The organism is Polynucleobacter sp., from assembly GCF_018500155.2.
Lineage (GTDB): Bacteria > Pseudomonadota > Gammaproteobacteria > Burkholderiales > Burkholderiaceae > Polynucleobacter.
In genome coordinates this window covers 1-15,671 of record NZ_JAHBAK020000024.1, presented here as the reverse complement: position 1 = coordinate 15,671, position 15,671 = coordinate 1, and the positions used below count along the sequence as shown (strand labels likewise).

At 47.2% G+C, this 15,671-nt stretch carries 11 protein-coding genes and 1 pseudogene; all 12 read left to right on the top strand.

Annotated elements, in window-relative coordinates:
- The first annotated feature begins 85 nt into the window (after nucleotides 1–85).
- Nucleotides 86–463: a preprotein translocase subunit SecE gene (gene secE, locus KIH43_RS03015; RefSeq protein WP_296969777.1), complete on the top strand. Its 378-nt coding sequence runs from the start codon at nucleotides 86–88 to the stop codon at nucleotides 461–463.
- Nucleotides 464–470: 7 nt separating this feature from the next.
- On the top strand, nucleotides 471–1,043 hold the full coding sequence (gene nusG / locus KIH43_RS03010) for a transcription termination/antitermination protein NusG (protein WP_296969780.1): 573 nt from the start codon (nucleotides 471–473) through the stop codon (nucleotides 1,041–1,043).
- A 175-nt stretch (nucleotides 1,044–1,218) separates the two neighbouring features.
- Nucleotides 1,219–1,650 carry a 50S ribosomal protein L11 gene (gene rplK / locus KIH43_RS03005; RefSeq protein WP_296969782.1) on the top strand — a complete coding sequence of 144 codons (432 nt, stop codon included), beginning with the start codon at nucleotides 1,219–1,221 and terminating at the stop codon, nucleotides 1,648–1,650.
- 2 nt (nucleotides 1,651–1,652) lie between these two features.
- Nucleotides 1,653–2,354, top strand: coding sequence for a 50S ribosomal protein L1 (gene rplA / locus KIH43_RS03000; protein WP_296969785.1), 702 nt, complete (start codon nucleotides 1,653–1,655; stop codon nucleotides 2,352–2,354).
- 232 nt (nucleotides 2,355–2,586) lie between these two features.
- Nucleotides 2,587–3,084 (top strand): annotated as a pseudogene (rplJ, locus tag KIH43_RS02995) (50S ribosomal protein L10); the annotation flags it as partial.
- Between the two features lie 159 nt (nucleotides 3,085–3,243).
- Nucleotides 3,244–3,621: a 50S ribosomal protein L7/L12 gene (gene rplL, locus KIH43_RS02990; protein WP_296969791.1), complete on the top strand. Its 378-nt coding sequence runs from the start codon at nucleotides 3,244–3,246 to the stop codon at nucleotides 3,619–3,621.
- A gap of 227 nt (nucleotides 3,622–3,848) precedes the next feature.
- Entirely contained in the window at nucleotides 3,849–7,949 is a 4,101-nt protein-coding gene (gene rpoB, locus KIH43_RS02985; RefSeq protein ID WP_297717558.1) for a DNA-directed RNA polymerase subunit beta, read from the top strand.
- Between the two features lies 1 nt (nucleotide 7,950).
- On the top strand, nucleotides 7,951–12,213 hold the full coding sequence (rpoC, locus tag KIH43_RS02980) for a DNA-directed RNA polymerase subunit beta' (RefSeq protein ID WP_296969797.1): 4,263 nt from the start codon (nucleotides 7,951–7,953) through the stop codon (nucleotides 12,211–12,213).
- Between the two features lie 178 nt (nucleotides 12,214–12,391).
- Entirely contained in the window at nucleotides 12,392–12,772 is a 381-nt protein-coding gene (gene rpsL / locus KIH43_RS02975; protein WP_068947691.1) for a 30S ribosomal protein S12, read from the top strand.
- 163 nt (nucleotides 12,773–12,935) lie between these two features.
- A complete protein-coding gene (gene rpsG, locus KIH43_RS02970; protein WP_068320103.1) occupies nucleotides 12,936–13,406 on the top strand; it encodes a 30S ribosomal protein S7 in 471 nt (156 codons plus the stop codon).
- A 27-nt stretch (nucleotides 13,407–13,433) separates the two neighbouring features.
- Complete coding sequence (gene fusA / locus KIH43_RS02965) at nucleotides 13,434–15,536, top strand: elongation factor G (RefSeq protein WP_296969808.1); 2,103 nt, start codon at nucleotides 13,434–13,436, stop codon at nucleotides 15,534–15,536.
- 49 nt (nucleotides 15,537–15,585) lie between these two features.
- A partial coding sequence (locus KIH43_RS02960) for a GTP-binding protein (RefSeq protein ID WP_039555751.1) occupies nucleotides 15,586–15,671 on the top strand: 86 nt, incomplete at its 3' end.

The window sequence follows — 15,671 nt, the reverse complement described above, 5'->3', positions numbered from 1 at the left end:
TCAATTGGCAGAGCGTTGGTCTCCAAAACCAAAGGTTGGGGGTTCGATGCCCTCCGCCCCTGCCACGATTTGAACTGAAAGCAATATGTCTCAACAAACAGCAAATCACACTGAAGAAAAGAGCAGCTGGGTCTCAGGACTCGCTGCTGTTATCGTCGTTGCAGCGTTAGTGCTTTACTACACGCTCGTCGACCAGTCTTTATTGGTGCGTTTGGCGGTCTTGTTTGGCGGTATTGCTGCAGCAGTTTTGATTGTGGCGCTTTCCCCAGATGGGCGTCGTTTTATCGCCTACGCAAAAGATTCTTGGTATGAAGTAAAAAAGGTTGTTTGGCCAACTCGCAAAGAGGCAACCCAAATGACTCTAGTCGTATTTGGCTTTGTTCTGATCATGTCCTTATTTTTATGGATTGCAGACAAATTGATTGAATGGCTAGTTTTTTCAGTCTTTTTAGGCTGGAAGTGAGTAAAAAATGACTGATTCTGAAGTAACAGCAAACCCTCAAGCAGCTGCCAACATGCGTTGGTACGTGATCCACGCCTATTCTGGCATGGAAAAGAGCGTAAAAAAGGGCCTTGAGGAGCGCATTGCACGTTCGGGCATGCCTGAGAAATTTGGCCGTATTTTGGTGCCTTCAGAAGAGGTAGTTGAGGTTAAATCTGGGTCAAAATCTGTCACAGAACGCCGTTTTTTCCCTGGTTATGTCCTGATTGAAATGGAAATGACCGACGAAAGCTGGCATTTGGTGAAAAATACGCCAAAAGTGACTGGTTTTGTAGGCGGTGTTCGCAACCGTCCTAGCCCAATTTCTACGGCAGAAGTGACCAAAATCATGGATCAAATGCAGGCTGGGGTTGATAAACCCAAGCCTAAGACCCTGTTTGAGGTGGGCGAAATGGTTCGCGTCAAAGAAGGCCCATTTACTGATTTCAACGGAAACGTTGAGGAAGTGAATTACGAGAAGTCCAGATTACGCGTTTCTGTTACAATCTTCGGTCGCGGTACACCTGTTGAACTGGAGTTTGGTCAAGTAGAAAAGATGTAAAAACAAGGACTTAGTCCAGTTTTGTTGTGCAGCAATTGGTAGTTAAGTAGTTTTAGATGGTTATTTAGTTTTAGTAATTAACCGAGGAGCGGAGCTAGTAAGCCAAAAACTAGCAAAGCGTTTACTCAACGGCGGTCTTTCCTTGTAAGGAGCGGCGCGCTTTAAGGAGCAACACATGGCAAAGAAGATTATTGGCTTTATTAAGCTGCAGATTCCTGCAGGTAAAGCAAACCCATCTCCACCCGTCGGTCCAGCATTGGGTCAACGCGGCTTGAACATCATGGAATTCTGTAAAGCGTTCAATGCTCAAACTCAGAGCATGGAACCAGGCTTGCCAATTCCAGTTGTGATCACAGCGTTTGCTGATAAGAGCTTCACATTCATCATGAAGACTCCTCCAGCAACCATCATGATCAAAAAAGCTGCCAAGATTGACAAAGGATCTCCACGTCCGCATACCGATAAGGTAGGAAAAATTACTCGTGCTCAAGCGGAAGAAATCGCTAAAGCAAAAATGCCAGATTTGACAGCAGCTGATATGGATGCAGCGGTTCGTACTATCGCTGGTAGCGCCCGTTCCATGGGCATCACTGTGGAAGGAATCTAATCATGCCTAAATTATCTAAGCGCGTAAAAGCAATACAGTCCAAAGTAGATCGCAACAAGTTCTATCCATTAGAAGATGCATTGAACCTCGTTAAAGAGTGTGCAACTGCAAAGTTTGATGAGTCTATCGACGTTGCCGTTCAGTTGGGCATTGATGCCAAGAAATCAGACCAAGTTGTGCGTGGCGCAGTTGTGCTCCCAGCTGGTACTGGTAAGCATGTTCGCGTAGCCGTATTTGCACAAGGCGAAAAAGCCGAGCAAGCTAAAGCTGCAGGTGCCGAGATCGTTGGTATGGAAGATCTTGCTGAGCAAATTAAAGGCGGCAAAATTGATTTTGACGTTTTGATTGCTTCACCAGATACCATGAAAATTGTTGGTACTTTAGGTCAAGTGTTGGGCCCACGCGGTTTGATGCCAAATCCAAAAGTAGGCACTGTAACTCCTGATGTTGCTACTGCCGTGAAAAATGCAAAAGCAGGTCAAGTCCAATTCCGTGTAGACAAAGCCGGTATTGTGCATGCAAGCATTGGCCGTCGTTCATTCGAGCCAGCTGCATTGAAATCCAATTTGCTCGCACTGCTAGAGGCTTTGAATAAAGCTAAGCCTCCTGCATCTAAGGGCGTTTATTTAAAGAAGGTTGCCGTAAGCAGCACCATGGGTGCAGGCGTACGTGTAGACCAAGCATCGTTGCAGGTAGCAGCTTAAGCCTGTAGCAAAAAGAACTTTGGGTCGACTCCTGCTCTTGAGCAAGAGTCGAACATCAAAGACCGTTGGTGAATCTGTTGCTAGTAAAGAGCAAATTCTTAATTGTTGCGAAAGTAACTGCCAGCGCAGATGGCGACCCTGAAAAGATTTTCACAAGAACCTTTGTGAACAAATGATCAGACGCTGGTGTGTAACCCCAACTGGAAACAGTTGGTTTTTATGGAGTTAAACCGTGCCTTTGAATGTACAAGACAAAAAAGCGATTGTTGCTGATGTCGGCGCTCAATTGGCTGGAGCCCAAACTGTCGTTCTCGCTGAATACCGTGGTATTCCAGTTGAGGAGTTGACAAAGCTGCGTGCTAGTGCGCGTGACCAAGGTGTGTATCTTCGCGTTTTGAAGAACACATTGGCACGCCGTGCGGCGCAAGGCACTCAGTTTGAGCCCCTTGCTGATTCGATGGTTGGCCCCTTGATCTACGGTATCTCTGCTGATCCGATTGCTTCGGCAAAAGTATTGCAGGGCTTTGCCAAGACTCAAGAGTTGCTAGTCATCAAAGCTGGCCTATACAACGGTAAGTTGTTGGACGTTGCAGGTGTTAAAGCCCTCGCGACAATTCCAAGCCGTGATGAGTTGTTATCAACGTTGTTGGGTGTCATGAAAGCCCCAGTATCTGCGATGGCTCGTGTATTGGGCGCAGTGGCTGCGCAAAAAGCCGCTGGAGCACCTGCTCCGGTAGCCGAAGCTGCAGCACCTTTAGAAGCAGCGGCCCCAGCAGCAGAAGCTGCGCCAGCCGCAGAGCCTGCAGCTGAACCAGCAGCCCCAGAAGCAAACGAAACCCCTGCCGCTGAATAAGCGACAGATTAACTATTTAAGTATTAGGAGCTAAAAATGGCGATTACTAAAGAAGAAATCATTGAAGCAGTAGGCAGCATGTCCGTTATGGATTTGAACGACTTGGTTAAAGCGTTCGAAGAGAAGTTTGGTGTTTCAGCAGCTGCGATGGCTGTTGCCGGCCCTGCTGCTGGTGGCGGTGGTGATGCAGGTGGCGCAGAGCAAACTGAATTCACAGTGAACCTTGTTGAAGCTGGCGCAAATAAAGTTTCAGTAATTAAGGCAGTTCGCGAAATTACTGGTCTCGGCTTGAAAGAGGCGAAAGATTTGGTTGATGGTGCACCGAAGCCAATCAAAGAAGGCGTTGACAAGAAAACTGCTGAAGAAGCTAAGAAGAAGCTTGAAGAAGCTGGCGCTAAAGCAGAACTTAAGTAATACACACGTAGCTAGCATCCTTGATCAAGGGGTGTTAGCGATGTTGGGTTTGACCTCCAGAGGTCAAACCCGATTTCATTTCTGATTGAAATCGGGTTTGCCTTCTGATACGACTGCAGAATGCAAGTTTGGTCGGACACTAGATCGAAACGGTTTAGTGTTGTCCGCCAGTGATTGGTAGTGGCCAATCGCCAAATCTTTGTACAGTCGCTGAATTCGGAGATGAAATGAACTATAGCTTCACCGAACGCAAGCGAGTCCGTAAAAGCTTTGCTAAGCGAGTTAATAACCACCAGGTTCCGTACCTGATCGCAACGCAGCTGGAATCCTACGCTAAATTTTTACAGGCTGATAAGCCAGCTACTTCTCGTATTAACGAGGGCCTGCAAGCTGCCTTTACTTCAGCATTCCCTATTGTGTCGAACAACGGCTATGCACGTATGGAATACGTGTCTTATCAGTTGTCACAGCCACCATTTGACGTTAAAGAATGTCAACAACGTGGTTACACATATCACTCTGCTTTGCGCGCCAAAGTTCGCTTGATTATTTATGATCGCGAAGCGCCTACCAAGGTAAAAGAGGTTAAAGAGAGCGAAGTCTACATGGGCGAAATTCCGCTCATGACAGAAAACGGCTCTTTTGTGATTAATGGTACTGAGCGTGTGATTGTTTCTCAGTTGCACCGTTCTCCAGGCGTGTTCTTTGAGCACGACAAGGGCAAAACACACAGTTCTGGTAAGTTGCTGTTCTCAGCGCGCATCATTCCTTACCGTGGTTCATGGCTCGATTTTGAGTTTGATCCAAAAGATATTCTGTATTTCCGTGTTGACCGTCGTCGTAAGATGCCTGTCACCATTTTGCTCAAAGCAATTGGCTTAAACAACGAACAGATTCTTGCAAATTTCTTCAACTTTGATCATTTCTCATTGACTGCTAATGGTGCGTCAATGGAGTTTGTTCCTGAGCGTTTACGCGGTCAGTTAGCAAGCTTTGATGTGGTTGATAAGAATGGCGTTGTCGTTATCCAAAAAGATAAGCGTATTAATGCAAAGCATATTCGCGAACTCGAAGCAGCTAAGACAAAAACTATCGCCGTACCAGATGACTATTTGGTTGGTCGTGTAGTTGCACGTAACATTGTTGATCCAGATTCTGGCGAAATCTTGGCTTACGCCAACGATGAAATCACTGAAGAATTGTTGGCAACATTGCGCGATGCTGGCATCAAGCAATTGGAAACTATTTACACCAACGATTTGGATTCGGGTGCGTATATTTCTCAGACATTGCGCACTGATGAAACCGCTGATCAAACAGCAGCGCGTATCGCGATCTATCGCATGATGCGTCCTGGCGAGCCTCCAACAGAAGATGCTGTTGAGGCATTATTCCAGCGCTTGTTCTATAGCGAAGATAGCTACGATTTGTCTCGTGTTGGTCGCATGAAGGTCAATAGCCGTCTCGGCCGCGCTGAGATGGAAGGTCCAATGGTTCTATCCAATGAAGATATTTTGGACACCATTAAGGCCTTGGTTGATTTGCGTAACGGCAAGGGCGAAGTAGATGATATCGATCACTTAGGTAATCGTCGCGTTCGCTGTGTTGGCGAATTGGCTGAAAACCAGTTCCGCGCAGGTTTATCACGCGTAGAGCGTGCGGTGAAAGAGCGTCTCGGTCAAGCCGAAACAGAAAATCTCATGCCGCACGACTTAATTAACAGTAAACCAATTTCTTCTGCGATTCGTGAGTTCTTCGGTTCTTCACAGTTGTCCCAGTTTATGGATCAAACCAACCCACTTTCAGAAATCACGCACAAGCGTCGTATTTCTGCATTGGGACCAGGTGGCTTGACACGCGAGCGCGCGGGCTTTGAAGTGCGTGACGTGCATCCAACCCACTATGGACGTGTTTGCCCGATTGAAACTCCAGAAGGTCCAAACATTGGTTTGATCAACTCACTCGCGCTTTTTGCGCGTTTGAATGAGCACGGTTTCCTTGAAACTCCATACCGTAAAGTCTCCAATAGCAAGGTAAGCGACGAAGTGGTTTACCTCTCTGCGATTGAAGAAGCGAAGTATGTGATTGCTCAGGCCAATGCGACGATCGACAAAAATGGTAAGTTAGCAGACGAATTGGTTTCTGCTCGTCAGGCTGGCGAAACCATGATGGTGAGCCCAGAGCGCATCGATTTCATTGACGTTGCTCCTAGTCAGATCGTTTCTGCCGCGGCTTCACTCGTGCCATTCTTAGAGCATGATGATGCGAACCGTGCGTTGATGGGTGCGAACATGCAGCGTCAAGCGGTTCCTTGCTTGCGTCCAGATAAGCCATTGGTTGGTACAGGTTTAGAGCGCATTGTTGCGGTTGACTCTGGCACTGTTGTGTTGGCTGCCCGCGGTGGTATTGTCGATTACGTTGATGCGAACCGTGTTGTGATTCGCGTGAATGACGATGAAACTGCGGCCGGTGAAGTTGGTGTGGATATTTATAACCTCATCAAGTACACCCGTTCCAACCAAAATACCAATATCAATCAACGCCCAATCGTAAAAGTTGGTGATCGTGTAGCCCGAGGCGACGTAGTTGCTGACGGCGCATCTACTGATTTGGGTGAATTGGCCTTGGGTCAAAACATGACTGTGGCATTTATGCCATGGAACGGTTACAACTTCGAAGATTCCATCTTGATCTCTGAGAAGGTGGTGGCTGATGATCGCTACACCTCTATTCATATTGAAGAGTTGTCAGTAGTTGCTCGTGATACCAAGTTAGGTTCAGAAGAGATTACTCGCGACATCTCCAATTTGGCAGAGTCACAACTCTCTCGCTTGGATGAGAGCGGTATTGTCTATATCGGTGCTGAAGTTGAAGCTGGAGACGTACTCGTTGGTAAGGTAACTCCAAAGGGCGAGACTACTCTTACCCCTGAAGAGAAGTTGCTGCGTGCAATCTTCGGTGAAAAAGCATCTGATGTGAAAGATACTTCTTTGCGCGTTCCTTCCGGCATGGTTGGTACAGTCATTGACGTTCAGGTCTTCACTCGTGAGGGTATTGAGCGCGATGCACGTGCACAGTCGATTATTCAGGAAGAATTGCAACGCTATCGTTTGGATTTGAACGACCAGTTGCGTATTGTTGAAGGTGATGCCTTCATGCGTTTAGAAAAGTTGTTGGTTGGCAAAGTTGCTAACGGCGGCCCTAAGAAATTAGCTAAAGGCACCAAGATCGACAAGGATTACCTTGCTGATTTAGACAAATACCATTGGTTTGATATTCGTCCAGCAGATGATGATGTTGCCACGCAAGTGGAAGCGATCAAATCTTCTATCGAAGCGAAGCGCAAGCAGTTTGATGAGGCGTTCGAAGAGAAGCGTACCAAGCTTACCCAAGGCGATGATTTACAGCCTGGCGTAACGAAGATGGTGAAGGTGTACTTGGCTGTTAAGCGTCGCTTACAGCCTGGTGACAAGATGGCTGGTCGTCACGGTAACAAAGGTGTGGTCTCTAAGATTGCCCCAGCAGAAGATATGCCATTTATGGCAGACGGACGTCCTGTTGATATCGTCTTGAATCCATTGGGCGTTCCTTCTCGTATGAACGTTGGCCAGATTTTGGAAACCCACTTAGGTTGGGCTGCTCAAGGTATTGGTAAGCGTATTGATGAAATGGTGCGTCAACAAGCCAAACAAGCTGAGTTGCGTAAATTCCTCAAGCAGCTTTACAACGAAACAGGTCGTCAAGAAGATATCGACAATTTCACTGATGAGCAAATCGCAGCTTTGGCAGAGAATCTCCGTCAAGGCTTGCCATTTGCTACCCCAGTGTTTGACGGTGCAACTGAGGCCGAAATTGGTCGTATGCTTGAGTTGGCCTACCCAGAAGAAGTTGCAGCATCGTTGCAGATGACTCCTTCGCGCCAACAAATGGTTTTATTTGATGGCCGGACTGGTGATCAATTCGAGCGTCCTGTAACTGTTGGTGTAATGCACGTCTTGAAACTCCACCACTTGGTTGATGACAAGATGCACGCCCGTTCAACTGGACCATACTCATTAGTAACGCAGCAGCCATTGGGCGGTAAGGCTCAGTTTGGTGGTCAGCGCTTTGGTGAGATGGAAGTTTGGGCTCTCGAAGCATACGGTTCTTCATATGTCTTGCAAGAAATGTTGACAGTGAAGTCGGATGACGTCGCAGGCCGTACCAAGGTATACGAAAACATCGTCAAGGGCGAGCACACGATTGATGCTGGCATGCCCGAATCCTTCAACGTGTTGGTAAAAGAAATCCGTTCGTTGGGTATTGACATTGACATGGAGCGCAACTGATATGAAAGCATTGCTCGATTTATTTAAGCAAACGCAGGGTGATGAGCAGTTTGATGTCATCAAAATTGGCCTCGCATCTCCTGAGAAAATTCGCTCATGGTCTTTTGGTGAAGTACGCAAACCAGAAACCATCAACTACCGGACTTTTAAGCCCGAGCGTGATGGTTTGTTTTGCGCCAAAATTTTTGGACCAACCAAAGACTATGAGTGCTTGTGCGGAAAGTACAAACGTCTGAAGTTCCGTGGCGTAATTTGTGAGAAGTGTGGTGTTGAAGTTACGCTTGCAAAAGTACGTCGTGAGCGTATGGGCCACATTGAGTTGGCGGCCCCTGTAGCCCACATTTGGTTCTTAAAGTCTCTGCCGTCCCGTTTGGGCATGGTTCTCGATATGACATTGCGGGATATTGAGCGCGTTCTTTACTTTGAAGCATATGTAGTTGTTGATCCTGGCATGACTCCTGAAGGTGCAATGAAGCGCGGTCAGATCATGTCCGAAGATGAATACATTGCTAAGACTGAAGAATATGGTGACGGTGCTTTCACTGCCATTATGGGCGCGGAAGGTATTCGTGAACTCTTGCGTTCGATTGATATCGACCGTGAAGTAGAAACGATTCGTGCTGAATTGAAAGCAACTGGTAGCGATGCCAAGATTAAGAAATACGCTAAGCGCTTAAAAGTGCTTGAGGCGTTCCAAAGCTCAGGTATTAAGCCTGATTGGATGATCATGGAAGTATTGCCAGTGTTGCCACCAGAGTTGCGCCCATTGGTGCCATTGGATGGCGGTCGCTTCGCTACTTCTGATTTGAACGATCTCTATCGTCGTGTAATTAACCGTAACAATCGCTTGAAGCGTTTGTTAGAGTTGCGCGCACCAGAGATCATCGTTCGCAACGAAAAACGTATGTTGCAAGAAGCGGTTGACTCATTGCTTGACAACGGTCGTCGCGGTAAGGCGATGACTGGCGCCAACAAGCGTCCTCTCAAGTCCTTGGCTGAGATGATCAAAGGTAAGAGCGGTCGCTTCCGTCAAAACTTGTTGGGTAAACGCGTTGACTACTCTGGTCGTTCAGTCATCGTGGTTGGCCCAACATTGAAATTGCATCAGTGCGGTTTGCCAAAATTAATGGCTTTGGAGTTGTTCAAGCCATTTATTTTCAACAAGCTTGAGACTTTAGGAATTGCAACCACCATTAAGGCTGCGAAGAAAGAAGTAGAAAGTCAAACGCCAATCGTTTGGGATATTCTCGAAGAAGTGATTCGTGAGCACCCAATCATGCTCAACCGTGCTCCTACATTGCACCGTCTTGGCATTCAGGCTTTCGAGCCAATGTTGATTGAAGGTAAAGCGATTCAATTGCACCCATTAGTCTGCGCGGCATTTAACGCGGACTTTGACGGTGACCAAATGGCGGTTCACGTTCCTTTGTCGCTCGAGGCGCAAATGGAAGCGCGTACATTAATGTTAGCTTCGAACAACGTATTGTTCCCAGCTAACGGCGAGCCATCTATTGTTCCTTCCCAGGACGTGGTGTTGGGCTTGTACTATGCAACTCGTGACAAGATCAACGGCAAAGGCGAAGGCATGGTTTTCGCCAACATTACAGAAGTAGTTCGTGCATACGAGGCTGGCCAAGTTGAATTGGCTTCCCGTGTTGCAGTACGTATCACTGAGTATGAGATTGTGGATAAGAAGGCAGAAGGCGATGCGCGTTTTGCCCAGAAGACCAAGATCTATCAAACCTCTGTTGGCCGTGCAATTCTGTCTGAGATTTTGCCTAAGGGTATGTCTTTCGAGGAAATCAATAAGCCTTTGAAGAAAAAAGAAATCTCACGCTTGATCAATACTTCGTTCCGTAAGTGCGGTTTGCGTGAAACAGTGATTTTTGCTGACCGTCTCTTGCAATCTGGTTTCCGCTTGGCAACTAAAGCGGGTATCTCGATTGCGATCGACGATATGTTGATTCCTTCTTCTAAAGATCGCATCATCACCGAAGCATCTACTAAGGTGAAAGAATATGACAAGCAGTTCATGTCAGGCCTTGTAACCAATCAAGAACGTTATAACAACGTGGTTGATATTTGGGGTGCCGCTGGTGACCAAGTGGGCAAGGCCATGATGGATGAGTTGTCACACGTTGATGTGCTCGATCGCAACGGCAAGGCTGCTCGTCAAGAATCCTTTAACTCCATCTACATGATGGCGGATTCAGGCGCACGCGGCTCTGCAGCGCAGATTCGTCAGTTGGCCGGTATGCGTGGTTTGATGGCAAAGCCTGATGGCTCCATTATTGAAACCCCAATTACCGCAAACTTCCGTGAAGGTTTGAACGTGTTGCAATACTTCATCTCCACTCACGGTGCTCGTAAGGGTCTCGCAGATACTGCGTTGAAGACTGCGAACTCAGGTTACTTGACACGTCGTTTATGCGACGTTACTCAAGATCTCGTGGTCATCGAAGAGGATTGCGGCGCAACTACTGGCGTTACCATGAAGGCGCTCGTTGAGGGCGGCGAAATCATCGAAGCATTACGCGACCGTATTTTGGGCCGTGTATGTATCGGCGACATCGTTCATCCAGATACACAAGAAGTGATCGTTCCCAACGATACATTGCTTGATGAAGATCATGTTGATCAAATCGTGGCGCTGGGCATTGACGAAGTGAAAGTTCGTACAGTACTTTCTTGTCAAACTCGTTATGGTTTGTGCGCGAAGTGCTATGGACGTGACTTAGGTCGAGGTGGCTTGGTAAACGTTGGCGAAGCAGTGGGTGTGATTGCTGCTCAGTCTATCGGTGAGCCAGGCACTCAGTTAACTATGCGTACCTTCCACATTGGTGGTGCGGCTTCACGCGCTTTGGTTGCAAGTAATATTGAAGCCAAATCGAATGGTTCCTTGAAGTTCTCTGGAACGATGCGTGTTGTGAAAAACGCAAAGGGTGAGCAGATCGTGATTTCACGTTCAGGCGAAGCCTTGATCGTTGATGACAATGGTCGTGAACGTGAGCGTCATAAAGTACCTTACGGCGCAACTCTCTTGTTAAAAGAAGGCGCTGCTGTAAAGGCTGGTGCAAGTTTGGCAACATGGGATCCATTAACTCGTCCGATTATTTCTGAGTACGCTGGTATTGCACGCTTTGATAACGTTGAAGAAGGTGTAACCGTTGCTAAGCAAGTAGACGAAGTGACTGGTCTCTCCACGTTGGTGGTGATTGACGGTAAGCGTCGTTCTGCAGCAAGCAAAGGCGTTCGCCCAGTGATCAATTTGGTTGATGACAAGGGTAACGATGTCATGATCGCTGGAACCGATCACCCCGTAAACATTGGCCTCCAAGTGGGCGCTTTGATTACGGTGAAAGATGGTCAGAAGGTCGAAGTGGGCGAAGTATTGGCACGTATTCCAATCGAATCCCAGAAGACTCGCGACATTACCGGCGGTTTGCCTCGCGTTGCTGAATTGTTCGAAGCGCGTTCACCAAAAGATGCTGCTGTGTTGGCAAAAGTGACTGGAACTGTTTCCTTCGGTAAAGAAACTAAGGGTAAGCAGCGCTTGGTCATTACCGATATGGATGGTGAAGCCAATGAATTCTTGATTCCTAAAGAGAAGCAAGTGCTTGTTCACGACGGACAAGTGGTGAACAAGGGCGAGATGATTGTGGAAGGCCCAGCTGATCCACATGACATCTTGACTCTGAAGGGTATTGAAGAGTTGGCAATCTACATCGTTGATGAAGTGCAAGACGTATACCGTCTCCAAGGTGTGAAGATTAACGACAAGCACATTGAAGTGATCGTGCGTCAGATGTTGCGTCGTGTTCAGGTAACTGATCCAGGCGACACAACCTTCATTCCTGGTGAGCAAGTTGAGCGTTCTAAGCTTTATGACGAGAATGATCGCGTCATTGCTGAAGGTAAGCGCCCAGCTTCGTTCGATAACGTATTGCTTGGTATCACCAAAGCATCTTTGTCGACAGACAGTTTCATTTCAGCGGCTTCTTTCCAAGAAACCACCCGTGTATTGACCGAAGCCGCAATTATGGGCAAGACCGATACGCTCCGTGGTCTCAAGGAAAACGTCATTATTGGTCGTTTGATTCCTGCTGGTACTGGCTTGTCTTATCGCCGTGCACGCAAGGTCAGAGAGCAATTTGAGCGTGATCGCGCCCAAATGATTGCTGCCGAAGAAGAAGCTTTGGCTAACGCCCCTGTAGAAATTGAGGCGGAGGTCATAGCTCCTACTGGGGAGGCTGATCCAAGCTAATTTGGTCATTCTGGCCACAAATGGCCAGTTTTCCCCCATTTTGGTTGACGGGGGAGGCTGGCCAAGCTAGAATGCTGAGTTCTACTGATTCAGAAGAGGGTCTTTTTGACCTAGAAATTCTCTAAGTCATTGATTTTCTTGAAGAAAGCAACAAAGAAGTACTAACCGAGCTATTTTTATGCCAACAATTAATCAACTATTACGCAAGCCAAGAACAAGGCTTACCGTTAAAAGCAAGAGCCCTGCGCTGCAAAACAGCCCGCAGCGCCGTGGTGTATGCACCCGCGTGTACACAACCACTCCTAAAAAGCCTAACTCTGCGCTTCGTAAAGTAGCCAAAGTTCGCTTGACCAATGGTTTTGAAGTGATTTCATACATTGGCGGTGAAGGCCATAACCTCCAGGAACACTCTGTAGTGTTGATTCGTGGCGGTCGTGTAAAGGACTTGCCAGGTGTGCGTTATCACATCGTTCGCGGTTCTTTGGACTTGCAGGGCGTTAAAGATCGTAAGCAGGCCCGTTCTAAATACGGTGCTAAGCGCGCTAAGAAAGCTGCTTAATTTTTTTTGTAATTAAGCAGTTGCAGCACTAGTAGCAAGTCATTTTTGTCAGACTTTAAAGACAAGTAAGTGGCTGTTCCGTTTAAGAAATTTTCTTAAATAGTAGGACAGCCGGAGCGGGAGATTCAGGTGAATCACCCCTAACTGAACTGAAGGAGTAGTTATGCCACGTCGTCGTGAAGTTCCCAAACGGGAAATTTTGCCGGATCCAAAATTCGGCAATGTAGAAGTCGCTAAATTCATGAACGTCCTCATGTTGGACGGCAAGAAATCGGTTGCAGAGCGTATCGTTTACGGTGCCTTTGATCACATCGAGAAAAAAGCAAACAAAGAACCCCTCGAAATTTTTTCAACAGCCATGGGCAATGTAAAGCCAATGGTTGAAGTAAAGAGCCGCCGTGTTGGTGGCGCTAACTATCAAGTTCCTGTTGAAGTACGCCCATCACGCCGTTCTGCTTTGGCAATGCGCTGGTTGCGTGAAGCTGCTAAAAAGCGCGGCGAAAAGTCTATGGCTCAACGTTTGGCCAACGAATTATTGGAAGCTGCTGAAGGTCGTGGCGGCGCAATGAAGAAGCGTGAAGAAGTTCACCGTATGGCAGAAGCTAATAAAGCTTTCTCACATTTCCGCTTCTAATCGAATAGTTAAGAAAAGGCAAAAACAGTGGCACGTAAAACCCCCATCGACAGATATCGCAATATTGGTATCTCTGCGCATATTGACGCAGGCAAGACAACAACTACAGAACGCGTTTTGTTCTACACCGGTGTTAATCACAAGATTGGTGAAGTGCATGACGGCGCAGCTACCATGGACTGGATGGAGCAGGAGCAAGAGCGTGGTATCACGATTACTTCTGCTGCTACTACCGCCTTCTGGAAAGGCATGGCTGGCAACTATCAAGAGCACCGTATCAACATTATTGATACCCCAGGGCACGTTGACTTCACTATTGAAGTTGAACGTTCCATGCGCGTTCTTGATGGCGCCTGTATGGTCTATTGCGCGGTAGGTGGTGTACAGCCTCAGTCTGAAACAGTTTGGCGTCAAGCAAACAAGTATGGTGTTCCACGTTTAGCATTCGTAAACAAGATGGACCGTACTGGCGCGAACTTCTTCAAAGTTTACGAGCAGATGAAGGCGCGTTTGAAAGCGAATCCAATCTTGATTCAAATTCCTATCGGCGCTGAAGAAAATTTCCAAGGCGTTGTTGACTTGGTAAAGATGAAGGCGATCGTTTGGGACGACGCTTCACAAGGTACTAAATTTACCTACGAAGATATTCCTGCCGAGTTGCAAGCATCCGCTGAAGAGTGGCGCGAAAAAATGGTTGAAGCTGCTGCAGAGAGTTCAGAAGAATTAATGGACAAGTATCTCGGTGGCGAAGCGCTGACTGAAGAAGAGATCAAAAAAGCGTTGCGTACCCGCACAATTGCTGGCGAAATCGTTCCGATGTTGTGTGGCACAGCCTTTAAGAACAAGGGCGTTCAGGCAATGTTGGATGCCGTGATTGATTACTTGCCTTCACCAGTAGATATTCCGCCAGTCAAAGGCGAATTGGAAGATGGTAGCGAGACTGAGCGTAAAGCGGATGACAATGAGAAATTCTCTGCATTGGCATTTAAGATCATGACTGACCCATTCGTTGGTCAGCTCATCTTCTTCCGTGTTTACTCAGGTGTGATTAATTCAGGCGACACGATCTACAACCCAATTAAGGGCAAGAAAGAGCGTATTGGTCGTTTGTTGCAGATGCACGCTAACCAACGTGAAGAAATCAAAGAGGTTCGCGCAGGTGACATTGCTGCAGCAGTAGGTTTAAAAGATGCAACCACTGGCGAAACATTGTGCGATCCAGACAATATCGTGATTTTGGAGCGTATGGAGTTCCCAGAGCCCGTGATTTCTCAAGCAGTTGAGCCTAAGACTAAGGCTGACCAAGAGAAGATGGGTCTTGCATTGAACCGCTTGGCTCAAGAAGATCCTTCATTCCGCGTGAAGACTGACGAAGAGTCTGGCCAAACCATTATTTCCGGTATGGGCGAGCTCCACTTAGAAATTTTGGTTGATCGTATGAAGCGCGAGTTTGGCGTTGAGGCAACTGTTGGTAAGCCACAAGTTGCATATCGCGAAACTATTCGTAAGACATGTGACGAAGTTGAAGGTAAGTTCGTTAAACAGTCTGGTGGTCGCGGTCAGTATGGTCACGTTGTGTTGAAGCTTGAGCCACAAGAACCAGGTAAAGGCTTTGAATTCGTAGACGCAATTAAGGGCGGTGTTGTTCCACGTGAATACATCCCTGCAGTTGAAAAAGGCATTATTGAAACATTGAACTCCGGTGTGTTGGCTGGTTATCCAGTGGTTGATATCAAAGCAACCCTGTTCTTTGGTTCATACCATGATGTTGACTCCAACGAGAACGCATTTAAGATGGCGGGCTCTATGGCATTCAAAGATGGTATGCGCAGAGCAGCACCAGTATTACTTGAGCCAATGATGGCCGTTGAAGTTGAAACGCCAGAAGATTTCATGGGTAACGTGATGGGTGACCTGTCTTCACGTCGCGGCATTATGCAAGGTATGGATGACATTCCTGGCGGCGGCAAGATTGTGCGCGCAGAAGTTCCTCTCGCTGAGATGTTTGGTTACTCCACTGGCTTGCGTTCATTGACGCAAGGTCGTGCAACCTACACCATGGAATTTAAGCATTACGCAGAAGCACCGAAGAACGTAGCAGAGGCAGTTATGGCTGCTAAAGCGAAGTAATTTATCCACATTAATTTTGAAAATTGACTAGCTAAGAAGGCAGACAAAAATGGCAAAAGAAAAGTTCGAGCGGACAAAACCGCACGTAAACGTAGGCACCATCGGTCACGTTGACCACGGTAAAACCACATTGAC

Coding starts and splice junctions, on each gene's coding strand:
- secE (WP_296969777.1), top strand. CDS start 86: ATGTCTCAACAAACAGCAAATCACACTGAAGAAAAGAGCAGCTGGGTC.
- nusG (WP_296969780.1), top strand. CDS start 471: ATGACTGATTCTGAAGTAACAGCAAACCCTCAAGCAGCTGCCAACATG.
- rplK (WP_296969782.1), top strand. CDS start 1,219: ATGGCAAAGAAGATTATTGGCTTTATTAAGCTGCAGATTCCTGCAGGT.
- rplA (WP_296969785.1), top strand. CDS start 1,653: ATGCCTAAATTATCTAAGCGCGTAAAAGCAATACAGTCCAAAGTAGAT.
- rplL (WP_296969791.1), top strand. CDS start 3,244: ATGGCGATTACTAAAGAAGAAATCATTGAAGCAGTAGGCAGCATGTCC.
- rpoB (WP_297717558.1), top strand. CDS start 3,849: ATGAACTATAGCTTCACCGAACGCAAGCGAGTCCGTAAAAGCTTTGCT.
- rpoC (WP_296969797.1), top strand. CDS start 7,951: ATGAAAGCATTGCTCGATTTATTTAAGCAAACGCAGGGTGATGAGCAG.
- rpsL (WP_068947691.1), top strand. CDS start 12,392: ATGCCAACAATTAATCAACTATTACGCAAGCCAAGAACAAGGCTTACC.
- rpsG (WP_068320103.1), top strand. CDS start 12,936: ATGCCACGTCGTCGTGAAGTTCCCAAACGGGAAATTTTGCCGGATCCA.